Raw genomic sequence first — 23,209 nt, 5'->3', positions numbered from 1 at the left:
ATGACGGGATAGATCAGTACGGGGTATTGCGATGAAGATGCCCCGGCAAGAGTGCTCTTGTCCGAGTGATCGATCTACGGAACAGAGAGCACCGTGCCACTTCGCAGAACACTCCTCGCCGCCGTCGTCGGCATGACGGCACCGACGGCGGTGCTGGTCGCCCCCGCCCTGGCGACTGACGGCCCACCGGTGAGCGTCGCCGTCCCTGACCAGTCGCCAGACAGGGGCCATGAGAAATCGGCACCCTCCGTCAAGAAGACGACCCCCGACGAGGGCGTCACCGTCTCCGTACACGGAGTCCCGGACACCTTCACAGCAGGCGGACCGTGGCAGGCCCTGACTCTCGTGGTCAATGCCGAACCTACGGACTCCGACCGTGAAGTGACACTCATCGTCGAGGACAACGAGACCCTGCGACTGAGACCCGACCACACCGACGTGCAGGTGCGTGGGACCAGCGGGTGGCAGGAGGTGGACGCGGACCGGTGGTCGCAAGCCAACCCCACGGCGCACTACGACCTGGTCGTTCCCGCCGGGGCGACCCAGTTGTCCCTGCGCATGCGTTTTCACCGTGACGCGCCCCTCGTGCACTTCTACCTGGCTGCGTCCGACGGCATCAGCCTCGACTCCCCCGAGTACGAGTCACAGCTCGTCCTCCCGGCGGATCCGGGTGCCCCGGGGGGCGGCGAGCCGACTGATCCGGCGGATCCCGGCACCGGCGACCCGGCCGGCCCGGCCGACCCCGGCACGGGCGACCCCACCGACCCCACCGACCCGGCCGACCCCGGCACCCCCACCGATCCGGCCGGCCCAGGCAACGGCGAGCCGACCCGGCCCGGGACCGAGGCAGGGGCCGGGGACCCAGCCGGATCGGCCGGGAGCGGTGCCGGGGAATCCGGACCGAGCGACCCACCGGCGGCGGCGGGACCCGATCCGGCGGCAGGCGAGGAGGCGGCCCCTGATCACCCGGCCGGCGCCCCCTCGGGCACGTTGGCGGAAACCGGAGCCACTCCCGGTGCACGCTGGCTGATCGGTACGGGAGGAACGGCGATCGCGCTGGGAGCCGCTGCCTTGCACCGGTTCCGCAGGCGTCCAGCGTCCTGACCGCTGATGATCCACCACCGCGGTACCGCAGCGGAGCAGGACCGGTCTGGACAGACACGGCCCGCACAAGGCCCGCCCCCCCGTGGAACGGGAACGGACGGCGGAGGCATGAAGGGCTCTCGCCGTACTCGTAGACTTGCGGCGTGGCATTCATGAGCACCCCGCACTGCTGCTTCCTGTGATCGGAAGGCGCTGAGGGCGACGCCGGACGGCGTCGCCCTCCTTCGCGTGCCTGATGCATCAACCAAGTCCCCTCTGCACGTACCTTCCTGAGGCAGTGAGGCCCTGAGCGCGCAGGCACGATCCCTTCCCTTCCCCCTGTGCCAGGAGTGCCTCGTGCCCGTGCCGTTTCCCCCTGCTCTCGATTTGTCCCTCGACCTGCTGCGTTGCCCGGCGTGCCGCACGTGTCGCCTGCACCTCGACCACGCTGCGCTCCGTTGCCCGAGGGGCCATACCTTCGACATCGCCCGTCACGGCTATGCCGGCTTGCTGACGGGCACCCGCGCCACCAGCGGGGACGACGCGGCCATGGTCCTGGCCCGGGACCGCTTCCTGTCCACCGGTTCCTACGCGCCCATCCGCGAAGTCGGGGCCCGCCTGGCGGCCGAGGGCCTGCCCGAGCGGGCCACGGCGGTGGATGTGGGGTGTGGCACGGGCTACTACCTGGCCGGCGTCCTCGACCAGTTGTCCGGCGCCCGTGGCCTGGGGCTGGACACCTCGGTGCGCGCACTGCGCTTGGCAGCCCGTGCCCACGACCGGGCCGCCGCAGTCGCCTGGGACGTCTTCCGTCCCTTTCCCCTGGCCGACCGGACGGCCGATGTCGTGCTGGACGTGTTCGCCCCACGCAACCCCGCCGAGTTCCACCGCGTACTGCGACCGAGCGGCCGGCTCATCGTGGTCCGACCCACGGGTCGGCACTTGACCGAGCTGCGTGACCAGGTGGCTGCGATGGTCGCGATCGACCCGAACAAGGAACAACGCCTGCATCGCGCGCTCAGCCCCTTCTTCGAGGCAGTCGTCACCGAACAGGTGGAGTACACCGCGACGCTGTCCAGGCCGGAGGTGCTGGACCTGGTGGCGATGACGCCGAGTGCACGCCACGTGAGTCGTGCAGACCTGAACGACGGCGGCTCCCTGCCCGATCGGGTCACTGTCTCCGTACTGGCCACGGCCTACCGGACTCGGTGACGACGAGTGGGCGTGCCTGTTCGTCTGCTGACGGATGAGCAGCGGGCACGCCTGGCGCCCTGCCTTCCCCTACGCCTGCGCGGGGAAGGCAGGGCGTCCGTTCGCCGACCCGGTACCCGATCTCCACGAGCACGTATGCCGCAACCGCCCACGCCGCCCACACGGCGTCGGTGTACGCCCACAGCACCGGGACGAACAGACCGGCGCAGCCGGCCGTCACCGCCGTGCGCCGCAGTCGTGGAACGAACGCCGTCCCCTTGTCCACCGCGTCCCAGAGCAGGTCCTCGCCGTTGGCCATTCCCCCATCTTCGGTTCCGTACGGCGTCTCTGAGAAGCCTTACGCACCAGTCCGGAGGCCAGGCGGGAGCGGGCCGCCCCCGTTGTACGGCTCCGAAGACCGCCGACCGAACGGGTCCTAGCCGACGAGGGCCGCGGTGATCTGGCGGGTCGTCTGTGCCGTGACGCGCGGGTCGGCGCCGGCGTTGTGGGTGTAGGCGTTGAGGCCCGTCGCCAGCGCCCAGCCGCGTCCTCGGAGCCACGTCGCGTCGTCCACGCCGAGCGCGGCGCGGAACACGGCACGGCTCTCGGCCGACATCAAGGTGAAGGCGATCATCAGGTCGCAGGCGGGATCGCCGATGCCCAGCCCGCCGAAGTCGATGACCGCGCTGAGTCGGCCGTCGACGGTCAGCAGGTTGCCGGTGTGGAAGTCACCGTGGACCCAGACCGGAGGGCCGTCCCAGCCCGGAGCACCGATCGCCGCGTCCCACAGCTCGGTCATCGGCGCGGCGTCGAACACCCCGTCGGCGCCCGCGATGGCCTTCCGCGTCGCACTGTCGCGTGCGACCAGCGGAGGCGCGGCGAGATCTTCACGGGCACGCAGAGCCGGAGTCTCGCCGTACTGGAACTGCTGAAGCGCGTCGAGGAACCCGGCCAGTTCGACGGCCGCCTCGGCGGAATCGGCCAGTGCCTCGACGGTGGCGACCTTCCCCTCCAGCCAACGGGACACCGCCCAGGGCCACGGATAGCCGAAGCCGGGCTCCCCCACCCCCACCAGCACCGGAACGGCCAGGGGCAGGTGCGGGGCGAGGCGGGGCAGCCATTCCGACTCCTTGCGGGCCTGGCCGATCGCGCCGGCATACCGGGGCAGTCGCACGGACAGCTCCCCACCCAACCGGTAGATCACGTGATCCGAACCAGCGGGGTGCAGCAGTTCCAGAGGCAGGCCCGCCCACTGCGGAAACTGCGTATCGACCAGGCGCCTGACCAGCGCCGCATCGATCACGACGGTGGCCTCCTCGGTGGTCCTCTGTACAGCCAAGAACAACTCCCCTGTTCGGTCCGCCCCCCTACCGCCAGGGGAGAGATCATCACACCGCGCCGTACACAGGCCGGTCGACCGATTTACCCCGCCCAGGAGCCGAACGCGGCGGTCAGGACGACTCGCCCTTGCTGTCGGTCACCCAGGTCCAGGGCTTCGGTGTGGGCGCCGGGCCGTCGAGGACGCTGCGGAACTTGTCCTTCAGGCTCTTCGCCGGTGCTTCCTTCTCCTCCCGCGCGTGCACGAGCCGCGCCGTGGTCACGCGCATGTGGCAGGCGCGGTGACGCTGCTTCACCAGCACGGTCCATGCACCGTCCTGCCCGAGCAGCGCATGACGGCCGGGCTCGTCACCCGGGCGGGCATGCCGGGCGATGATCTCCGGTACGTGGTGGAGCGCCGCGTCCTCGGCGGCCGCGACCGCCTCTGCCTGGTTCGGGCCGATGAGGTGCGTGCCGGTGAGCATCCACCGATGGAGCTTGAGCTCCGTGCCGTCGGCCCGCTCGGTGGTGCGGGTGTCCTCCTCTATGAGGACGTACCAGTCGTCGGTCATAGCCGGACCCTACCTCTGGCAGGTGGCCGATCTTCCGTCGAGACGATCATGGAACTGAGCCATACGGTTTCCTCCGTAAGCCGTACCGGAACCGCACACGGTCGCGGGTCGCTCTGCGAGGACCCCATCCCCGAAGACGTGCGGGACCGTGAAGGAACAGGAAGGAACAGCGGAGTGAACGGGGGCGTGTTCCGCCACCCGCTCTGCGGCATGTCAGCGGCGCCCCGTAGGCTCCCGCCCATGAACGACGGGGACCCCGGCAGACGGGTGATCGACGGCCGCTTCGAGCTCCAGGGGCGGCTCGGTGGCGGCGGCATGGGCACGGTATGGCGTGCGAGGGACATCGTGCTGAACCGGGCCGTGGCGCTGAAGGAAGTGCGCCCGCCCGATCCGGGGCTCGCCGAGTACGACCCGCAGGCTGCCCGTATGCTGCGCGACCGGGTCCTGCGCGAGGCACAGGCGCTCGCTCGGGTCGAGCACCCCGGTGTCGTGACCATCCACCACATCGTGGACGCCGGCGCCGACACGTACCCCTGGCTCGTCATGGAGCTGGTGACCGGCGGTTCGCTCGCGGACCAGTTGGCACTCGGCCCCATGGAACCCGTCGCCGCGGCCAGGCTCGGACGCGACCTGCTCGCCGCGCTCCGCGCCGCGCACGACGTCGGCATCCAGCACCGGGACGTGAAGCCGGCCAACGTGCTGCTGCGGCCCGACGGCCGTCCCGTACTCACCGACTTCGGCATCGCCGCCATCCGTGAGTCGACCGCGCTGACCGCGACCGGCTCCATCATCGGAACCCCCGACTACATGGCGCCCGAGCGCATCTCCGGCGACGAGGGCGGTCCCGCGTCCGACCTGTGGTCGCTCGCGATGCTGCTGTACGTCGCCGTGGAGGGCACGCACCCGCTGCGCAGGGGATCCACGCTCGCGACCCTGGCCGCGGTCCTCAGCGAACCGCTGCCGCCGCCGCGCCGGGCTGGAGTGCTCACGGCGGCGCTGTCCGCCGTCCTCGTCAAGGACCCGACGGCGCGGCCCGACGCCGCCGGTCTGCACGCCCTCCTCGCCGCGGCCGCGGACGGGACTCCCTCCGGACCGGTCCCGGGCGCCACGTCGTCCACCTCGTACCACCTCGCCCCGCCGACGACGGCCACCGCGCCCTCATCCGTGACCCCGCCCACGCCGGGCTTCGGCCCGGCGACACCCTGGCCGTCCGACGGAACACCCCATCCCGCCGTCGCACCCACGCCGTATCCGGTCGGTCCGACGGCCCACCGCACGCCTGGCGGGGGTCCGTGGGACAGCGTGCCGCAGGTCCCTTCGCACGGGTCGCGCGAGCGAGGGCACGTCGAACGGACCCGGAGTCGTGTCCGCGGGATCGGCATCGGCTCCTCCGTCGCCGCGACGGTGCTGGCCGGAGTCCTCGCCTGGAATCTCGTCCCCGGGCTCGGCGGCACCGAGGACCAGGGTGCCCACTCCCCCGGCCCGACCACGTCCGGCTCCCGTACCGGCGCACCCAGCGTCACGAAATCGGCGGATGCTCCGGCGGACACGAGTGGCGACAGCGGGAAGCCGGCGACGCAGAACCTGCTGACCCCGGACGGCATCCGTACGGCGCTGAAGGCGCTGAAAGAGGCCACGGGCACCGACCAGGTGTGCGACCTGACGGTCTATCCGGAGCACGTCTCGGCCCAGGTCATGGTCAAGGGCAGCAAGAGCCGCTACGACAGCTGGACCTACCGTCCCGGCGAGGGCGCCGAGAAGGGGATCATCAGCGGTAGCGTCGGCCCCATGGACAGCCCTTTCAGCGTGGACGCGTTCGACTGGGACGTCCTTCCCGCCCTCCTGAAGCGCGCGGAGAAGGAACTGAACGTCAAGGACATCTCCTCGCGGTATCTGCTGGTCACGGGCGACGACCCGACCTTCGGCGACCCGAAGCACATGTCGGTCTACGTCTCGAACGCGTACAGCCAGAGCGGCCGGATCGAGGCCGACCCGGCGGGCAAGGTCACCAAGGTGATGCCCAACGAGGCGAAGGACTGAGCTGGTGCTCGGGGAACGGCCGGTGCGGCCGCTCCCCGAGCGAGTGTCAGCAGGGGGAGTTTTCGTTCAGAGGCCGTCGGTGAACAGCAGCCGGTACAAGGGTGCCGGTCAGTCCACAGGCGGAAGCGGCGGGAGCCGGGCCGCGAGGAACTTCGGAGCCATGCCGCGATAGCTGTCGGTGATCAGTTCGGCGAGCTCGGTCCAGTCGGTGTGATCTCCGAGGACGGCGACGACCGCATTGCGGCCCCAGGCGGCACGGAAGAACGGGAACCCCGGTGCGATCAGGCCGAGCAGGTCGTCCGCGTCGACCCGGAACGTCATCACGACCGGGTCCTGGCCCTCGGTCGCGTACGGGGCGTAGAGCGGAGATCGGTCCACATCCGGCGCGTAGACGTGAGCGAACGTCCGCGCACGGATCCGCCAGCGCATCCCGATCCAGGCCGGTTCCTCATAGGACTCGGGCAAGTGCTGACAGACCGACCGGATCCTGCTCAGGATCTCCGGCGGGACGTCTCCGGGACTGGACATGAAGCGACACTACCGTCCCCCGTCGCCGCGCCATGAGGCAGGGAGGCGACATGATCATGCCCGGCCGCACGAGCCGGCCCAGCCTCGCTCGGCACCGCCGAAGCGTCCGCTCTGCAAGCGTCACCATGCCCGCTGACGTCGGGGAGGTCCTGCCCGAGGGGTCGTCCCCCTGGTCTGGGAGGATCGGAGGCCAAGACCGATCAGGAGGTTCCAGTTGCCGGACACCGTGTGGCTGCCGTACGACGCCGGCTCTCTCACGCGCCAGGATGTCGGCGGCGAGGTTCTCTCCGGGCTGGTCGAGCGAGGGCTGCCCGCCGACTGTTGTCGCATGTTCGTGCGGGACTCGGGTCGGGAGCTGGAGGTCCGGTCCCTCCCGCAGGGCCGAGCGGCGTTCCTCGGGGCCTTCGAGGACGGCGTCAACACGTACTGGCTGATGATCGACAGCGGGGCCGTGTGGATGGTCCGCGGCTACGACGGCGACGAGGACCAGCAGTACGCGCTGGTCAACTCTTCGGTCGCGGGCTTGCAGAGCGTCCTGGAGGTCTGGGAGGCGTTCTGCGGCTCTGAACGGAGCGACGAAGACGCCGACTACGAGGAGTACGTCGAGGACGTCCTCGAGCAGGCGCGGCGGAGCGACCCGGGGGCCTTCGCGGATGACGAATCCTGGTGGTCCCGGGTTTTCGAGGAAGTCGAGCTCGGCGTGCTGGTTCCGGAGGACGCGTAGCGGAGGGCACCAGGTGCCTGGTAGAAGCCGGCAGCGGGCCGCCCTTGCTGCCAGCGCCGGAGTCGCGGATCCACCGGCGCCGTGAGGCCTGCCCGTTCAGTTGCGGTTCAGTGTGCGCGTCACGCCCGCGACCACCGCTGTCGTGAGGATCCATCCTGCGGCGATAAGGGCGTACGCGAACCAGGCGACCGTGCCCGGCGGCCAGTACCAGGCGACACGCTGGCCGAAGCCTCCGATGGGGATGAGGAGGTCCAGGGTGTAGACCAGGGCGTTGAACGGGGGCACCTTGTCGGCTTCCGTCGCGCGTGGTGTGTGCGTACTGAAGACGGCGAAGCCGACCAGTGTCAGGACCGCGAGCCACAGGCCCGCGAGCCAAGGGCGGTAGCCGTAGCCGACCGTCCAGTCGAGGAGATGGCCCCACAGTCGTGAGGGGGGCGCAAGGGTTCTCCTGCGGTGACGTTGCTTGGTCAGGAGTACGCGTCGCGCATCGTTGTCGTGGCCGATCTGCCGGTACCAGAGCGCAAGCTGCTCGTACGGCTGAGCGGTGTAGCCGGGATTGAGCTCCAGCCAGGCCAGGCGTGACGGGAGGGAAGGGGCTTGGGCCTCGTCGCTCTCGTGGAGGGAGCCGTACGTCAAGCCCTGGAGGAACACGGTGGGCGGCCATCGGTCCGGCCGGTCGTGGAGCACGCCCACTTTCGCGTCGCGCAAGTCGATCCGGCCCGACGGAGGCTCGGCGGGCGTGAACACGAGCGCCCCGGCTTGTACGCGGGTGCAGTCGAGCGCCGTCACGGGGGCCCTCAGGGTGGCGCCGTCGAGGGTGAGCAGGTCCGCTATCTGCGCGCCTCGCAGGCTGACCATGCCGTCCGCGCTGAACCCGTCGGACAGCCAGACGCCGCTCGCCACGACGTGGTCCGCGAGGAGGGCGGTGCCCTCGGCGTTCCGGAGCCGCGCGCGTCTCATGTGCAGACCGCCGGCGAGCTGCGCGCCCGGCATGCGCAGGCCGCCGTCGATGACGGCTCCGGTGCAGAAGAGGCCGCCTTCCATGACCAGCCCGCCGGCGAGGACGGCCCAGGACTCCTCGTCCGAGGTGGACACGGCCGCCCCGTTGAGGATGAGCTCTCCCGCGATGTGCGCGCGCTGAACGTTCAGCGTGCCGTCGACCACCGCCTGCCGCAACAGCACCTTGCCGTCGGCCCGGGTCATGGCGAGGTCGAGCCCAGGAACCCGGCTGGCCGTGAAGTCGAGCGTGCGGATCGTGGAGCCGGAGATGCGGATGGGCTGCTCGAACCAGCATCCCTCGAACGAGATGCCGTGTCGGACGTCGGCACCGTCGAGGTCGAGCACTCCGGTGACGCGGGCACCGGCCACTCGCAGGGCCGGAACGCGCGCCGATGGTCCCGGGCCGTCGCCGAGGAGCAGTGCGCAGACGACCTCGGCCCTGACGGACCGCTCCTCGCCCCATCCGTCTCCGCGGACGCTCTCGTCCAGCGGGCCTCCCGCGCGAAAGTCGACCGCGCGACCCGCGAGATAGGCGTCGCGCAACTGCCTCTCCGCCGAGGTAAGTTCGTGATCCGATTGCACTCGATCAGGTTAACGGGCATCGACAGCGACGCCGATCACACCTCCGGCACGACCTGGCGCACCGAAGCCCTGCGCCACACGGCCGCCACAGCCTAGAGTGACCTTCCGGTCACGGAACCAGCAGCTCGGGAGGGTGTGTCCAGTGTCCGCGAGCGTCACGAGTCGGCTGGATCCCTATGCGCGTTCTCCGCGGTCTCCGCTGGCGGTGGGCGATCGGGTGGACGGAGAGACGGTCGTCGGATTCACCTTCGACCACGCTCCCGGAACGGGCGAGCCGGGCGACCGGCTGCTGGTCGACGGGGACGAGGCACTGGCCGGGCCACCCGCACGGACCGTTCCCGAGCGAGCCGATCCGGCGGTCACCGTCGATCCCACCGGGCCCACGCCGGTCCACGATCTCAGCGAAGACGCGCTGCGGTCTCCGCCGGCCGGGCTCCGCGACGGATACGAGCGCGCCGTGCACTCCATGGGAGAGGGCGGCGTACTGGTGGCCGGCGTGCTCGACGAGCTGGCGCGGCGGGAGCACGCGGCCTGGCTGGTCGGTGGCGCGGTCCGGGACCTGCTGGCAGGCGGGCCGGAGGCCCCGGTCCGGGATCTCGACTTCACCGGCACCGCGGGTCCCGGCGAATTGAACGGACTGCCGTTGTGGAGACGACGTCGCCGGGACGGTCTCGGCGATTACGACTGCCGGGTCTCGCCCCGGTTGGTGTGGTCGGCCTCTCCGCAGGAGTTCCCGCAGAATCGGGTCATGGAGTACCGGCCGCTCAATCTCGGCGGATTCGGCTTCCCGACGTACGGCGGGGGCCTGACCGTCGACGCGCGTACGAGGGATCTCACCTTCAACTGCCTCTACTACGACCATCACCGGAATCTTCTGGCCGATCCCCTCGGCACCGCGCGGGCCCACGCTCGGGCCGCTCCTCCGGTCATGGCGGTCGCGTTCGGGCAGGGTGACCCCGTGGGCCGGGCGCGAGTGATCCTGCGTTGCCTCAAGTTCCGGCTGCGCATGCCGGAGGCCGAGTTCGACCACGTGGTCCACTGGGTCGGCGAGTTACCGAACGATCTCGTCCTGCGGATACCGGACGAGAGCTGGCCACTGCTGGATGCCGACTGGCGCGCCTACGTACCACCCGCGCACCGCGGGCCCCGCGCCGCCGAGCTCGCCGCTTCCCTCGGTCCCGTCGCCAAAGACCTCGTCACGGCCCTCCTGAAGCGGGCTGCCCCATGACAGAACACCCGACCGAGCATCCCGCACCGGTCCACCGTCCGCTGAGCGTCTGGGTCGCGGGCGTGCCGACGTCCGTGTCGTCGACGCCCCTCCGGCCGGAGGCTCTGGTCGTGAACGACGGCGACGAACGGGCGGACGCCCGGCGCCTGCCGAAGTTCACCCACGGGTGGCTGCGCACCGCGATCCGCATCGCGGAAGACCGTCTGGCCCTGGGCCTGGTGCACGCGGAGACCGGCGAGCGGGTGATCGAGCTCGGCAGTACGGCAGCCCCGGTGCTGATTTCCGAGGCAGGCCTCTCGGTGCTCTCACACATCGAAGACCACTGGCCGGACACCTTCTTGGAAGAGGCCCAACTGCGCGTCCTCAGGCACGAATCCGTGGAGGTGCGCCGACTGCTCCTGGCACGCCTGGCCGATGAAGGCCACCCGCCCGCCGAACTGTTCCACCTGCTGCCGTGGCACCTGGTCGACCGTCTGGCCGGAGATCTCGCCACGGGAATTCCGCACCCCGACGACACGGACCCCGGGCCGGTCATCAACCTGAGGAATTCGTTCGCGCCGGCCGGTTCGCGCTTCACCGCCGCGCTGGAGCAACTGGACGAGGGCGTACGCGATCACGACCGTGGTCTGATCCGGGTCGCTGCCGCCAGTCTGTGCACGCGGCTCGGCACGATAGAGGCCGATCGGCTTCCGGGGGCCACACGGGACGCGCTGGTCGAGCTGCTCGACGTACTGGCTCGGGACAACCGTTTCCTCGGACATGCGGCAGCCGTCGCCGAGGCACGGCTGCGCGGCGGACCGGGTCAGTCCCGCGATCCGGCGACTCGTATGGCCACGCGCCTGGCCGACGCCGCCGACGGCTCCTCGGGCATCCGGCGCGAGCGGACGGAGTTCGAACGTCTGCCCTTCACCGTGCGGTTGACCGTTTCGGCCACCGGACGGTTCACGGTCAGCGCTCGCGCCACGCTCTCGTCGGACGAGCGGGACCGTCTCGGGCACGAGTACGACACCGTTCTTCTGCCCGTGAGGGTCGGCCATCAGGACGGCGCCGAGCGATACTGGCTCGCCCTCCAGGTCACCGGTCCTGTGGACAACGGCCTCTGGCTCCTTTCCGGAGCGATCAGCCTGCGCCTGCCGGAAGGCGACTTCGTCGAGGCCGACGTCGACGGTGCTCCGGTCGGTCTAGCAGAGGCAGGGCTTCTCGACGTCGAAGAGGTGGAGCGCTCGGTGCGGGCCGTCATGACGAACAGCGGCCAGGAACGGTGGGAGCACGTCGCCGAGAGCCTGCCGGGGGCCCACCCTCTGCGCGGCATCATCGGCCGGGCGGCGCAATGACCTTCAGCGGTGGCCCGGCGGAGCGCTACACCGGGCTCTTGGAGCACGAGCCGATGCCGGAGGACGCGGACGAGATCCGGGAAGACCTCCTCGGGCCCGCACAGCCGCTCGTCGCCCTGGTGACCGGATGGGTGGCGGACCGCGATGTCGCCGCGCTGCGCCGACTGGTGGGCGACGTGACGCCGCTGCACCGTCTGCTCGCCGATGACCGGTTCACCAGACGGCTCCCGCCGGAGCTGGCTGCCCGGGGAGCGCCGTTCCGGGCCGGCGAAGGTCCTGTGGTGAACGCGGCCCGGTGCCTGGGGGCACTCGGTCTGGCGCTCGTCGATCCCGACGCGACGTCCGTCGCGCTGGACGCGGCCGTGCGGCACATCCGCGCCGCGGGTCTCGCCGCGCCCGCCTCCTCCTGGAGCACGGCGGCCGAGGCATCGACGGACGAGGACCTCGCGCGCTGCCTCGGCGTGCTGGCTTCCCTGTCCGGTGCCGAGAAACCTTCGTCGGGCGACCAGCCTCCCGACGCCCGCCTCACCGCCCTCGTGATGCTGCAGCACCTGGCCGGTCTCGCACCGCGACGCGGCCGTCCGGAGCGTGTGCACGTGCTGCTGTCGCGCGGAGCCGCGGGACGCCGGGCCACGCTCGTCGCCTGCCGTCAGCCCGGTACACCGGCGGGGCTCGTGCCCGACCCGCGGCGGATGAGCCTGTTCAGTGCCGACGCCCGCTTCCTCGCATCCGCCGAGCGCGCCTGGCGGCACGCCGCCGCCGGCCGTGTGGACTGCGGGGTGGTGTGGTGGCTGGAGAACGAGGAAGGCCCCGTGCAGCACGTCGGCGACGCCTCCCTCGGCGCCGCGTTCCACCTCGTCCTGGACGAGATCCGGCGCAAGACCCCATGGACCTCCGCCGTCTGGCCGCCGACCCGGCTCGTCGACGACATCGCCGTGGTCGGAGACGTCGACACTCGTGGCAACCTGCGCGAAGTCGGTGGCTACAGGGAGAAGCTGGCGGCGGCGGGGAAGGAGATCACGCGCGTGTTGGTGCCTGTCTCCGACGAGGAAGAGGCCTACCGGGTCTCACCGTCCCGGCTGACCATCGAATCCGCCGCCACATGGCCGCAGGCGGCACGACGCGCACGGAGCCGGGACACGCGGACCATCGTGCGCGACGTCCTCCTCGTCCTGCTGGTGGCGGCCCTCGGGGCCGGCTCGTACGCACTGCTCGGCCTCCATCAGGAACGCGGCCGCAGCGAGGAGAGACAGCTGACCGCACGCTCGCGGCAGCTGGTGGAGGAAGCGGGCGGCCTGGAACGCAGCGACCCCGGTCTGGCCCGCCAACTCCTGCTGCTCGCCTACGACATGGCACCGACCGTGCAGGCCAGGGGCGCGCTGCTGCGCAGTCTCACCCTCGCCGGCTCCTTCCGCCATGACGTGCTCACGCGCGGCGTGGGTTCCAAAGTCGCCTTCGCCCCGTCGGGCGACATCATCGCGGTCGGCGCCGTCGAGGGCGTCGCCCTCCAGGACATCAGGAACGGACGGCCGCTCGCCACATTGGACGATGTGGGGACCGGGCACACCACTGTGCTCGCCTTCAGTCCGAACGGCCGCGTCCTGGCTGTGGGCAGCGGCCTGGGCGACGAAGGCATCACTCTCCCCGACGGACAGATCCAGCTCTGGGACGTCGCCGACGCTCGTCACCCGAAACGGCTTTCGACCCTCGCCTACCCGAACTCCGTGACCACGCTGGCCTTCAGCCCCCGTGGCGATCTCCTCGCCACGGGGGGAAACAGCGGGCCGCTGCGCCTGTGGGACGTGACACGACCGGACCACCCCGCGCCGAAGAAGACCCTCGTCGAGACCGCCGACTCCGACGACGTCGCCTTCGCCCCACACGGGCGCCAGCTCGCATGGCTGGCCGACGGAAAGCTCAGCCTCTGGGACTACGAAGGCCGACGGCTGTCGAGCGTCACAGCCAGCCCGGACAGTTACGGCTCCCTGGCCTACGCGCCCACCGGTACGAGGCTCGCGACGCTGAACTTGGGCAAGCGGGAGGTCACCGTCTGGGACGTCACCGATCCCCGGCGGCCCCGTGCGTCGGCGGTCGTCTCGGACTGCGACGACCTCGTCGGCTTCGCCGGCAACGACCGGCACCTGGTCGTGACGTCCGGGGACAACGTGGCGCTACGACGCCTCGTCAGAGACGACGGCGGTCCGCTCGCCGACGACACCGAATTCCGCGTGGAGTTGGACCGGTCGACTCCCGACGGGGGTTTGACCGCCTACAACATGGACGTCACACGGGACGGCCGCACAGTGGCATCGGCCCAGTCCGACGGCACGGTCCGGCTCTGGGACATCTCCGTCTTCTCGGAGCCCGGGGCACTCTCCGTGGCCGAAGACGGCTACGGAGCACCGGTCTTCTCCCAGGACAGCACACGCATGGCCGCGGAGTGCGACGGCACCGTCTGCCTCTGGGACGTACGCTCGCCCCACGGGCCTCGACGCCTTGGTGCCCTTCCCTACCAGGACAGGTTGCACGGTCCGACCGATCCGCACCTCAGCGCGGACGGCAAGACACTGTTCACCAAGGATATGCGGACCCTGACCGCCTGGGACATCACCAGCCCCTCGGCACCGACGGTGATCGGGGTCCTCAAGGCGGGCAGCCCCGACTCGTACCAGTTCAGTCCGGACAGCACGGTGATGATCTCGGCAGAACCGGTCTCCGGGGGGAAGTACGGCGAGGAGGCACTAGTTCTCTGGGATCTCCGCTCTCCCGGGCGTATGGAGCGCCTGGCGACCCTCCCGGGAGTCTCCACGAGGATCTCGCTGTCCGAGATCGTGATCAGCCCGGACACCAGAACCGTAGCCGGCCTCGGATTCACCAAAGGCGGACTGAGCCTGTGGAACATCACCGATCGGCACCGGCCCGTTCGGCTGCCGACGCGGAAGGCGGAGGGCGGCGCCATCATAGGGCTCTCCTTCTCTGCGGACAGCCAGTGGCTCATCCAGTCGGGCGACACCAGCCGGCTGTGGAATCTGGGCGACACCTTCGACTTCGTGGGCTCCACCTACCTCCCCGGATCTCTTTCCCGGGGCACCCGGCTCACCTTCTCCCCCGCCGGAGGCCTGATGTCCTCCGAAGTGATCAGAAGTGAGACGGCTCGGATCTGGAGCGTCGATCGTCTCAGCATGCCGGAAGACCTGACGGTCATCCGTCCGTCCACGTCGTTCAACTCAGGCTGGACGTTCAGCCCCGATGCGAGGTTCGTCACCTCCAGCCCCCGCGTGGGCTCCATCAGTTTCTGGGCGCTGGACGTGGCTGACATCAAACAACGGCTGTGCACGCGCCTGGGGGCACACATCAGCACAGAGCAGTGGAAACACTTTCTTCCCGAACGGCGCTACGCTCCCCCGTGCGAGCACGGATGAGCATTCGATTCAGTTCCCGGGGCCGACACGCCCGGTGCCATTCCCGTAGGTCGAGTGGGCGTGACTGCTCCGGTGCTGAGACCCCCACCCGTAGCCCCCGCCCGCGCTCACCGAGGGGTGCAGGCCGCTGGGCCCCGGCTGAAGGTGTGCAGCAGGTTCTCGGTGACCGTTCTGACGAACGCACCCGTCCGTCCGTCCATGCCGTGGTTGCTCTTGTCGGGGCCGCCGGTGGCGTTCAGGGCCTCCACCCAGCGCATGGTGCCGGTCGCGAAGACGCCCGCGCCCGACGGCATCGTGAAGTAGACGGTATCGGCCTGGGTGCGCTGGTTGTCGCGGATCACGGGTGAGCGGGCGATGACCTCGACCGGGGCCGGCGGCGGGTAGGCGGGGTTCACCCGGTCGTACTCGACGCCGACCAGATGCGCGAACGCGTCGCCGGTGCGTGCGCCGGTCCCGGCCAGCAGCCAGTGGGACGGGTCGGCGACCACGTACGGGGCGTCCACGGGAAAGCCGTCGTACATCAGCCCGTGGAGCTCGCTCTCCGGCTGCGGGAGCGGGGGCCGACGGAAGTCCGTGGTGGGTGGCAGGCCCGCTCGGTAGCCCGGATCGGCCTCGTAGTCCGCCTTGAAACAGACCATCGTCCGGTCCGCGCCCAGCGCGGACGGCTCGAAACGGACGCGCCGGTAGCAGCAGTTCGCGCCCAGCACGGCCAGGTTCGCGCCATGGTCGCGGGCCCGCAGGACGTGCAGGCGCTGCTCGGGGCTCCAGTACTCGTCGTGCCCCAGCGAGACGATGCCCGACGCCCCGCGCAGGAGGCCCGGTTCGCGGGCCACGTCGATGCCGGTCACGTAGGCCAGCGGAAGTCCCATGCGTTCCGCGAGGGCGACGAGGGGTGCTTCGAACATGAAGAACTGGCCGGCACCGTTGCGTGCCGCGTACGGGCGGTCGAAGGAGACGGCGAGGGAGCGGGCGTCCTTCTTCCCCGTCGCGCCCCGGTACAGGTCGGGGCCGCCCCACCTGTTGTACGCCTGCCAGGTGGCGACGGCGTTGACGATGACCAGGCGCCCGGCCGTACTTCGGGACCGTACCGTCACGGGGACGAACCGTTGGGCCTGCCCGTCGGTGGTGTCCAGCCGCAGCAGATAGCAGCCCTCGGGCCAGCCCGTGGTGTCCACGCGCAACGTCGGTCGCCAGTCGGTGCGCGCCGTGCGTGTCGAGGCATCGAAGACGGCGGCGGGTTGACGGAAGCCTGCCTGCGGGGTCGAGCGCCACACCAGCCGGGCCCGTGCGCCGCCGTACCAGCCGATCCGGTACGCCGACACGGTGTACGCGGCGGACCGCGTGGACACGTGCAGGTCGAACGGGTCTCCGGGGAGCACGCTCGTCCGGCTCGCGAAGCCCTCGACGGCCGAGGGAGCGCCCGGGCGCACCACTCGCCATCCGTCGTCCCCCGGCCGGGTGTTCTCCTGTGCGACGTCCAGGCCGGCATCGGGTGGCGTGGGCCGTCCCGGCAGCTCGGATGCCCGTGCGACGCCGTGTCCGGCGACGGCCGGCAGGGGCAGGGCGAGTCCCGCGGCCATGCCCAGTACGGCGCGACGGCCCGGACGCTGGGGCTTCGCAGCGGTGTCGCGCGGTGGCCGTTGCTCTTCCGGATCCACCGTTTCCTCCTTCACGTCGCTGCGCGACGGCTTACGATCCGGCGGGCGGGATCGGTGGTGTCGTCGACGTCCGAGCTGCTGACGGGCTGTTTGTCACGCGGCAGAGTGGCGGTCGGCCGTGCATCCGCGATGAGGCGTTACTGCGGGTCGGCGGTCGCGGGTGCGGACGTCAGGGACGGGTGGTGGCCGTCGCCGACGCAGCCGAGGTGGTTGCCGGTGACGGGTGCGCCTTCGGCGAGGTTGCGGTCGTAGGCGACCGTGCGGACGGTGACGGGGCTGGTGCCCACGAGAACGGCGGGGGTGCCGGCGTGGCCGGTGACGCGCTCCTTGCGGGCGCCGGGAAGGGCGGCCGCAAGCGTGGTCGCGTCGTCCTCCTGGCCGGGGGCGTAGCGGATGACGGGCGGTCCCGCGTGGCGTACCGGCGGAGCGGTCTGCGTGGTGTCCGTGACGACGAACCCGGCCGCGGCGAGCTCACCGGCCACGGCGGCGTCATCGACGCCGGCCTTCACGCGAGCCGGGTTGCTGGGGGCGAGGTTCGCGGGGCGCGGCTGGATCCGGGTGTCGTCGGCGAGGGGCCGATCCGCGGCGAGCGCGGCCCACAGGGCGCTGGAGCGGGACGCGTGCCAGATGAGGGTGGAGCCGACGCCGTCGACCCGGTGGTCGAAGTCGCTGATGGGCACTGTGGCGAACTCGGTGCGCGCCGGGTCCAGGCGGCCGAGGGCGGTGGCGATACGGACCAGGTCCCACACGTCGGTCCGGTCGTCGGTGCGGATGCTCTTCAGCAGGGTGCCGGCCGTTCTGAAGGCGGCCTCGGGGCCGCTGAGCGCACCGTCGGCCCGCAGCTTGGTGAGCAGGTCGGAGACCAGCCGCTGCTGGCGGCGGACCCGTCCGAGGTCGCCCGGCTGGTTGATGTGGCGGGCGCGTACGTACTGGAGGGTGACGCGTCCGTCCGTACGGTGGACGCCCGCGGAGACGTCGAGGCCGGAGTTCTCGTCCTTGAGGGGCTTGTTCGTGCACATGACGGCACCGCCGAGCCCGTCGACCGCCTTCTCGAAGCCGGTGAACCCGGTCTCCAGGTAGTGGTCGATGTGGAGTCCGGTGGCCTGTTCCACGGTGGCGACGGTCTGGGGTCCGCGGCCGAGGGCGTAGGCGCCGTTGATCTTTCCCTTGCGGACGGGATCGGTCTGCGCGTAGGGGACGTAGGAGTCGCGCGGAAGGGAGACGATGCTGGCGCGCCGCTGGTCGGCGGAGAGGTGCACGAGCATCATCACGTCCGTGCAGTTGCAGCCCTTGCCGCCGACGTGGAGGCGACGCTTCTCCGCGGCGGAGAGGCCCTCTCGGCTGTCCACGCCGACGACGAGGATGTTCATGCCGCGGTGGTGGGGCGCCGGAGCGGCGCCCGGAGCCTGCCAGGAGCCGACGGCGAAGGTGGTGACGAGGGCCAGGGCTGTGGTCAGCCGACGCATGCCGAACTCCTGTGGGGTTCAGAGGGGTGGAGGGGTGAGGTGGGGCTTCCGCGGGCCGGGGATGTCGATCCACCTCTTGTATCCGAGCAGCACCCCTTGCCGGTCTCCGGCCACGCGTGCGACGTCCTGAAAAGGGGCCGTACAGGTGGTGTCGCCAGGCCCGTACAGGTGGCGACGGGGATGCGGGTCATGCGGAGCTGGGTGTGCGCGGCGATCAACCGGCCAGGTCCAACGGTCGCTCGCAGCTCAGCCACGCAGACGGGGGCGGGGGCGGGCCGAAGATCTGCTTGGGCAGGCGGGAGGTGCGCTCCAGGTCGAGGCGACGGTCGGCGTCCTCGGCGCCGCACGGGTACGTGACCACCACAGCCGGGACCGGCCGGTCGCAGATCCGGTGGTGTGGTCGGCTGTCAACTCCGCTCTGGTGTGGGGACGAGGGGATGGGAATGCGGCGGGGGCGATGGGAGCATGTGCCGATGGAGATGATCGACAGCGATGACGTGGCCGCCCCCTATGTGAGGTTTCAGGCTCCACATCGGAACAGCAGAGGCCACTTCACCGGTGTTTTCGGGCTCGTCAACAATCTCGCAAGGGATGGCCGGCTCTCGGACGAACAGGAGTCGTTCCGCCGTAGCAACAACAGCTGGTACGACGCGGCGTACACCGACCCGTCGACTGTCGATCCTCAGGTCTACGACGGCAAGGTCAACCCCGGTGCGGCGGCTTGGTTCAAGTCGTCCGCCACTCATCTCATCGCCCGCGTCTCCGGTTACCTGGAGATACTCTCCGCTCACGGCGTCGACTGCCAGACCGTGCGTTCCGCGGACCCGGGGCGGATCGTCTACGAGGATGACGTACAAATCGTGGTCGTCCCCTATGCGCTCGACGCAGTGACCATCCAAAGCACCGACACCCCTTGATCATGTGACCGAGTCGAAGATCTTTGCGGGACAAGATTTCGGGAGGGCTCCCGCCAATCCGTTCGCGCGGCACGCCCTCCGCCGCGTACGTTCCGCCTATGACCAGGACGACACCGGCCAAGCCGGTCGCCGTGGAGGCTGTGTTTCCGGAGCTGGCCGCATTCCGGGGTCGGACGACTCGCCTGCACCCTCGGCCGGGGCGGCCCGGGTGCCGCGACAGTCATGTCGGCGGGCCGCTGCTGTGGCCGAGCGACGAGCCGTGGCCGTTCTGCGACGAGCCGCACCAGCCCGAGACCGAGGGGTACGCACCGGAGGCGATCCGCGCCGCCCGGGCCGCGGGTGTGTGGCCTCGGAGTCGCCCGTGGCGCGAGGCGGGCGGCCCGGAGGCGGACGAGCCGACGCCCTTCGTGGGACTTGCCCAGTTCTTCGCGCGGGACGTCCCCGGCCTTGCCGCAGGTCCCGGCGGGGCCGACCTGGTGCAACTCTTCCGCTGCCCGCGTACCCATGGCCCCCGCCTGGAGCGCCGGTACCTGTTGAAGTGGCGGTCGGCCGCTCGGACCGAGCGTGGGGGACGCTTCCTCGCTGTGCCGCCTGAGCCACTGTCGGTCCGGTGGGAGCACGAGCTCCCCGAGCCCTGCGTCCTGCACCCGGAGGAGGTGGACAGCTACCCGTGGGCGGAGGACGACACGCTTCCCGCTGCCCTGATCGCCCGCATCGACGCCTGGGACGACGCCCAGATCGAGGAGGGCGGACGCCACGCGCCGAGCTACCAGGGTGCGCTGTCGATACCGCCCGGCTGGCGGGTCGGCGGTTTCCCCAGCTGGGCGTCCACGGGGCCGATGGACATCGCCTGCGAGTGCTGTGGGGAACCGATGCGGCTCCTGCTGACGGCCGGGGGTGACGAGATGGACGCCGACTCACACAGCTGGATGCCGTGGGAGGACCGCGACCCGGCTCTCCAGGGGATGGATGCGATCCGGAGGGGGCAGTCCGTCGCCATGCCCACGCGGCTGCGCTTCGGCCGTGACCGGGACCTGCATGTGTTCCTCTGCCGTGCCGACCAGGGACACCCGCCCCGGTGGGTGCTCTCTTGATCCTTTCCAGGGCGTAGGAGATCGGTCCGCGCCCTGCTGCGAGCAGGTGGGGTGGGTCCGGGTCTCGTCAGTCTCTGGTGCTTCTACTCCTCCGCTGCGACGAGCGATGGCTGCTTGAGCGGGGCAGGGGGCTGGCTCTACCGCTCCTGCCGAGCCGGATTCACGGTGCTACTGGACTACGAGCCGGTTCACGCCGATCTGTTTCGGATAGAAGGTGAGGAGCGTCTTGTCGACCGCGGACTCGGCGTAGGTGTTGACGACGGACTCGGCCATGATGAGCCTCGCTCCCTCGTTCAGCTCCTCCGCGAGGAAGGAGTGCCCCGCTGGGGGCTCCTTCTGGCCTTGGTGCTTCTGATACCAGCCGGCCCACGCAACCAGAGGGTCGTACCCCGGTGTCTTCGAGTGCCATGTCGGGCAGACCTCGTTGAGGCCCCAGGCGAACTGCCGGTAGGCGCTTGCGGCACCTCGGTCGTACACCTGGAACACCACACCGGGACTGCCTGCCGTGTACCCGAAGTAGACCTTGAGCGATTCCTCGCGCTGCTCCTCAGGAGGCAGTACGTCCGACAAGGTGTTCTCGTTCAGGACCACCCTGCCCTTTCGGGCGCCGCCATAGAAGAACTCGGGGCGGAAAGCGGGATCACATGTCGTCACCGCATATGTCATGGCGGCGTTGTTCTTGTCGGAGATCACCTCGACCCAGTACTGCTCCCTCGGACGGTAGACGTTCCTCACGAACGGGCCGCCACCGCCTTCGAGTGCCGTACGGAACACGGGCGGGCCCAGCTCCTGCTGGAACTTCTCCAGCGTGTAGCCCGCTCGGAGCTGGCTGAGTTTGCGGTACTCCGCCGCATGCCAGTCCGTTCGAGACTCGCGCAGGACGGTGACAGCCGTGACGAGAGTGCTGACCGCGGTCAGCAGGTTCGACAGGAAGAAGACGGAGACCAGCAGGATGTTCCGCTTGGTGAACGTGCTGAACCGTTCACCCGCCGTCTCGCCTCCGACCGCCCCTTCGGGCCCTTCCGAGTCCTCCACAGCCACTCCACGAGCGTGCGCGCCACGATCTGCTCCCCACACAGGACCCTAGGTCCGGAACCTCACCCGCGCACGAGTTCCTCATCCGGTCGGCTGACCTGGCGAACCCTGAACGTCACGCGGTAGTCCCTCGGCCGTCGGCCCGTGTGCTTCGTGAAGAGAGCGGCGAAGGTTCCGGGGTCCTTGTACCCGACCGCGGTGGAGATGCTCGCGACGGTGCGGTCCGTGGTCTCGAGGAGGTGGCGGGCGCGGCGGACGCGCGCCGTCTGGAGGTACTGGAGTGGACTCCGGCCGGTCGATGCCGCGAAGCGCCTCAGCAGGGTCCGGGTGCTGACCCTGAACGTGTCCGCCAGCGCGGCGAGGTCGTATCGGGCGGACAGGTTCTGGTCGAGGTGCCGCATGACCCTGCGGGAGAACTCGTTCCCCGGCCGCGGAAGCAGTCGCGCGTCGACGTACGGCGTCTGGGACGAGCGCGCGTCGTCGAGGAGCGCCACCCGTGCCGTCGTACGCGACACGTCGGCGCCACTGTGCCGGCGGATGAGTTCCAGCGCGAAGTCGTACATGGCGCTGAAGGCCGCCGTCGTCGTCACGCCGCTGTCGGTGACGACGAGGTGTTCGGGTCGGACATCGGCCTCGGGGCAGCGTCGGGCCAGTTCGTCGGCGAGGAACCATGCCGTCGTCGCCCGGCGTCGGTCGAGGAGCCCCGCCTCGGCGAGCAGGAAGGCTCCGACGCAGATCGAGACGACGACACGGCCCGCCGCGGCGTGCGAGCGGATCGCCGCGACCTCGGGGGCGAGGGCTCCCAGCTTCGCGTCCACGTCCAGGCCCGGCACGAAGTCGAAGCCCGGCACGACGAGGACGTCGACCTCGCGCAGCGGGGAGACCGCCAACGCCGTACCGCCTGACGCGGTGACGCGACGACGAGGCGAGACGATCGTCACCGCGTAGCCGGCCCGGTCCGGACCGGCGACGTGCGTGGCCATCGTCAACAGATCGGGCACGCCGAACACCTCGGACGCGAAGCAGTCCGGATAGGCCAGGACACCGACCCGCAGTGCGCTCACGCTCGCCTCCTGAGCGGTGGGCCGGTGGCGAGATCGCCCTTCTTCATGGCGATCGAGCCTATCGCCCTGTCCGGGTGTGTCAGTTCAGGCTGTCGCCATGCATGCTCCCCGTGAACCTCTTGACGATGCCATCGCCGACTTCTCCCACCGACGCGTGGACGTGGACGGGGTGGTGAAGACGGTGCGTGTCGCGGGTTCCGGGCCGGCCGTCGTACTCATGCCTGAGATGCCCGGCATCAGTCCGGACGTCCTCCGGCTGGCGCGGTGGGTACGGGACGCCGGGTTCACCGTCTACCTCCCCTCGCTCTTCGGCGTCGACGGCGCCCGTCCCACGGTCGAGGGCGGTGAGCGGGTGGTCCGTCGCGCCTGCGTCAGCGCCGAGTTCCGTGCCTTCGCGGGAGGCGGGACCAGCCCCGTCGTGGTGTGGCTGCGCGGGCTGGCGCGGCAGGCGCACGCCGAGTGCGGGGGTCCGGGAGTCGGTGCCGTCGGACTGTGCTTCACCGGCAACTTCGCGCTCACCATGGCGATCGAGCCGGCTGTCATCGCGCCGGTGGTCAACCACCCGTCACTGCCTCTGGACGATCCCGCCGGACTCGAGATGAGCGACGAGGACGCGCGCGCGGTCCAGGAGCGCGTCGCGCGCGACGGGCTGAAGGTCCTCGCGTACCGCTTCGACGACGACCGCTGGTGCACCGGGCAGCGCTTCGCCGCCTACCGGGCTCTCCTCGGCGACGCCTTCGACGGCCGTGTCCTGCCCGGCAGTTCCGCGCGTACGGACCCGAACCCGTTCTTCCGTGACGTGGTCCGGACTCCCCACAGCGTCGTCACCGCCCACCTCGTCGACGAGGCCGGGCATCCCACGGTGCGGGCCAGGGACGAGATCCTGGCCTTTCTGGCGAACCGCTTGAGGCGGCCTGGGTCCTCGGAGGGCGACCGTCTCGGCGAGTAGATCGGCGGA

General features: G+C 70.5%; 19 protein-coding genes. 10 read left to right on the top strand and 9 right to left on the bottom strand.

Annotation, left to right across the window (positions count from 1 at the left end; genetic code table 11):
- Positions 1-381: 381 nt before the first annotated feature.
- Both ACFYXU_RS17655 and ACFYXU_RS17650 read left to right on the top strand, forming a co-directional pair.
- Positions 382-1,104 (top strand): hypothetical protein, encoded by a 723-nt coding sequence (locus ACFYXU_RS17655; protein WP_389458356.1) that lies wholly within the window; start codon positions 382-384, stop codon positions 1,102-1,104.
- 336 nt (positions 1,105-1,440) lie between these two features.
- Positions 1,441-2,292 (top strand): methyltransferase domain-containing protein, encoded by an 852-nt coding sequence (locus ACFYXU_RS17650; RefSeq protein ID WP_389458354.1) that lies wholly within the window; start codon positions 1,441-1,443, stop codon positions 2,290-2,292.
- A gap of 415 nt (positions 2,293-2,707) precedes the next feature.
- Here ACFYXU_RS17650 and ACFYXU_RS17645 read toward each other — a convergent pair whose 3' ends face one another.
- Together ACFYXU_RS17645 and ACFYXU_RS17640 are read right to left on the bottom strand one after the other, a co-directional pair.
- Positions 2,708-3,574 (bottom strand): aminoglycoside phosphotransferase family protein, encoded by an 867-nt coding sequence (locus tag ACFYXU_RS17645; RefSeq protein ID WP_389458352.1) that lies wholly within the window; start codon positions 3,572-3,574, stop codon positions 2,708-2,710.
- 148 nt (positions 3,575-3,722) lie between these two features.
- On the bottom strand, positions 3,723-4,160 hold the full coding sequence (locus ACFYXU_RS17640) for a hypothetical protein (RefSeq protein ID WP_389458350.1): 438 nt from the start codon (positions 4,158-4,160) through the stop codon (positions 3,723-3,725).
- Between the two features lie 240 nt (positions 4,161-4,400).
- Between ACFYXU_RS17640 and ACFYXU_RS17635 the strand changes: the two genes are divergently transcribed.
- Positions 4,401-6,200 (top strand): protein kinase, encoded by a 1,800-nt coding sequence (locus ACFYXU_RS17635; protein ID WP_389458348.1) that lies wholly within the window; start codon positions 4,401-4,403, stop codon positions 6,198-6,200.
- 108 nt (positions 6,201-6,308) lie between these two features.
- On the opposite strand, the gene ACFYXU_RS17630 is transcribed toward ACFYXU_RS17635, so the two are convergent.
- Positions 6,309-6,728 (bottom strand): MmcQ/YjbR family DNA-binding protein, encoded by a 420-nt coding sequence (locus ACFYXU_RS17630; RefSeq protein WP_389458346.1) that lies wholly within the window; start codon positions 6,726-6,728, stop codon positions 6,309-6,311.
- A 214-nt stretch (positions 6,729-6,942) separates the two neighbouring features.
- Here ACFYXU_RS17630 and ACFYXU_RS17625 point away from each other — a divergent pair, with 214 nt between their 5' ends.
- The gene (locus ACFYXU_RS17625; protein WP_389458344.1) at positions 6,943-7,452 is read left to right on the top strand and encodes an SUKH-4 family immunity protein; all 510 of its coding nucleotides are present in this window, start codon (positions 6,943-6,945) and stop codon (positions 7,450-7,452) included.
- A 96-nt stretch (positions 7,453-7,548) separates the two neighbouring features.
- Here ACFYXU_RS17625 and ACFYXU_RS17620 read toward each other — a convergent pair whose 3' ends face one another.
- Positions 7,549-8,994 carry an oxidoreductase gene (locus ACFYXU_RS17620; protein ID WP_389458342.1) on the bottom strand — a complete coding sequence of 482 codons (1,446 nt, stop codon included), beginning with the start codon at positions 8,992-8,994 and terminating at the stop codon, positions 7,549-7,551.
- Positions 8,995-9,175: 181 nt separating this feature from the next.
- On the opposite strand from ACFYXU_RS17620, the gene ACFYXU_RS17615 reads away from it, so the two are divergent.
- The 3 genes from ACFYXU_RS17615 (at position 9,176) to ACFYXU_RS17605 (ending at position 15,017) form a co-directional block, all read left to right on the top strand.
- Complete coding sequence (locus tag ACFYXU_RS17615) at positions 9,176-10,261, top strand: hypothetical protein (RefSeq protein ID WP_389458340.1); 1,086 nt, start codon at positions 9,176-9,178, stop codon at positions 10,259-10,261.
- A 110-nt stretch (positions 10,262-10,371) separates the two neighbouring features.
- Positions 10,372-11,595, top strand: coding sequence for a hypothetical protein (locus ACFYXU_RS17610; protein WP_389458338.1), 1,224 nt, complete (start codon positions 10,372-10,374; stop codon positions 11,593-11,595).
- Complete coding sequence (locus ACFYXU_RS17605; protein ID WP_389458336.1) at positions 11,592-15,017, top strand: hypothetical protein; 3,426 nt, start codon at positions 11,592-11,594, stop codon at positions 15,015-15,017. Before ACFYXU_RS17610 ends, ACFYXU_RS17605 begins: the two co-directional genes overlap by 4 nt.
- A gap of 107 nt (positions 15,018-15,124) precedes the next feature.
- Here the strand turns inward: ACFYXU_RS17605 and ACFYXU_RS17600 are convergent, their stop codons facing one another.
- The 3 genes from ACFYXU_RS17600 to ACFYXU_RS17590 form a co-directional block, all read right to left on the bottom strand.
- The gene (locus ACFYXU_RS17600) at positions 15,125-16,597 is read right to left on the bottom strand and encodes a N,N-dimethylformamidase beta subunit family domain-containing protein (RefSeq protein ID WP_389458334.1); all 1,473 of its coding nucleotides are present in this window, start codon (positions 16,595-16,597) and stop codon (positions 15,125-15,127) included.
- 215 nt (positions 16,598-16,812) lie between these two features.
- Positions 16,813-18,141 (bottom strand): LCP family protein, encoded by a 1,329-nt coding sequence (locus ACFYXU_RS17595; protein ID WP_389458332.1) that lies wholly within the window; start codon positions 18,139-18,141, stop codon positions 16,813-16,815.
- 214 nt (positions 18,142-18,355) lie between these two features.
- Positions 18,356-18,505, bottom strand: a complete 150-nt coding sequence (locus ACFYXU_RS17590) for a hypothetical protein (protein ID WP_389458330.1) — start codon at positions 18,503-18,505, stop codon at positions 18,356-18,358.
- A gap of 109 nt (positions 18,506-18,614) precedes the next feature.
- On the opposite strand from ACFYXU_RS17590, the gene ACFYXU_RS17585 reads away from it, so the two are divergent.
- On the top strand, positions 18,615-19,058 hold the full coding sequence (locus ACFYXU_RS17585) for a hypothetical protein (protein WP_389458327.1): 444 nt from the start codon (positions 18,615-18,617) through the stop codon (positions 19,056-19,058).
- Positions 19,059-19,642: 584 nt separating this feature from the next.
- Positions 19,643-20,152, top strand: a complete 510-nt coding sequence (locus tag ACFYXU_RS17580; protein ID WP_389458325.1) for a hypothetical protein — start codon at positions 19,643-19,645, stop codon at positions 20,150-20,152.
- 168 nt (positions 20,153-20,320) lie between these two features.
- Here ACFYXU_RS17580 and ACFYXU_RS17575 read toward each other — a convergent pair whose 3' ends face one another.
- Both ACFYXU_RS17575 and ACFYXU_RS17570 read right to left on the bottom strand, forming a co-directional pair.
- Complete coding sequence (locus ACFYXU_RS17575) at positions 20,321-21,193, bottom strand: ETEC_3214 domain-containing protein (protein ID WP_389458323.1); 873 nt, start codon at positions 21,191-21,193, stop codon at positions 20,321-20,323.
- Positions 21,194-21,249: 56 nt separating this feature from the next.
- Positions 21,250-22,251: a GlxA family transcriptional regulator gene (locus ACFYXU_RS17570; RefSeq protein ID WP_389458321.1), complete on the bottom strand. Its 1,002-nt coding sequence runs from the start codon at positions 22,249-22,251 to the stop codon at positions 21,250-21,252.
- Positions 22,252-22,348: 97 nt separating this feature from the next.
- Here ACFYXU_RS17570 and ACFYXU_RS17565 point away from each other — a divergent pair, with 97 nt between their 5' ends.
- A complete protein-coding gene (locus tag ACFYXU_RS17565) occupies positions 22,349-23,200 on the top strand; it encodes a dienelactone hydrolase family protein (protein ID WP_389458319.1) in 852 nt (283 codons plus the stop codon).
- Positions 23,201-23,209: the final 9 nt, after the last annotated feature.

Source organism: Streptomyces sp. NPDC002232 (assembly GCF_042890295.1).
GTDB lineage: Bacteria > Actinomycetota > Actinomycetes > Streptomycetales > Streptomycetaceae > Streptomyces.
The sequence above is the reverse complement of the archived record's forward strand: the minus strand, read 5'-3'. Positions and strand labels throughout refer to the sequence as shown.

What these genes read in the sequence shown, in the direction of transcription:
- ACFYXU_RS17640 (WP_389458350.1), bottom strand. Translation starts at nt 4,160, where the DNA reads ATGACCGACGACTGGTACGTCCTCATAGAGGAGGACACCCGCACCACC.
- ACFYXU_RS17635 (WP_389458348.1), top strand. Translation starts at nt 4,401, where the DNA reads ATGAACGACGGGGACCCCGGCAGACGGGTGATCGACGGCCGCTTCGAG.
- ACFYXU_RS17630 (WP_389458346.1), bottom strand. Translation starts at nt 6,728, where the DNA reads ATGTCCAGTCCCGGAGACGTCCCGCCGGAGATCCTGAGCAGGATCCGG.
- ACFYXU_RS17605 (WP_389458336.1), top strand. Translation starts at nt 11,592, where the DNA reads ATGACCTTCAGCGGTGGCCCGGCGGAGCGCTACACCGGGCTCTTGGAG.
- ACFYXU_RS17600 (WP_389458334.1), bottom strand. Translation starts at nt 16,597, where the DNA reads ATGGCCGCGGGACTCGCCCTGCCCCTGCCGGCCGTCGCCGGACACGGC.
- ACFYXU_RS17595 (WP_389458332.1), bottom strand. Translation starts at nt 18,141, where the DNA reads ATGCGTCGGCTGACCACAGCCCTGGCCCTCGTCACCACCTTCGCCGTC.
- ACFYXU_RS17585 (WP_389458327.1), top strand. Translation starts at nt 18,615, where the DNA reads ATGGAGATGATCGACAGCGATGACGTGGCCGCCCCCTATGTGAGGTTT.
- ACFYXU_RS17565 (WP_389458319.1), top strand. Translation starts at nt 22,349, where the DNA reads ATGCATGCTCCCCGTGAACCTCTTGACGATGCCATCGCCGACTTCTCC.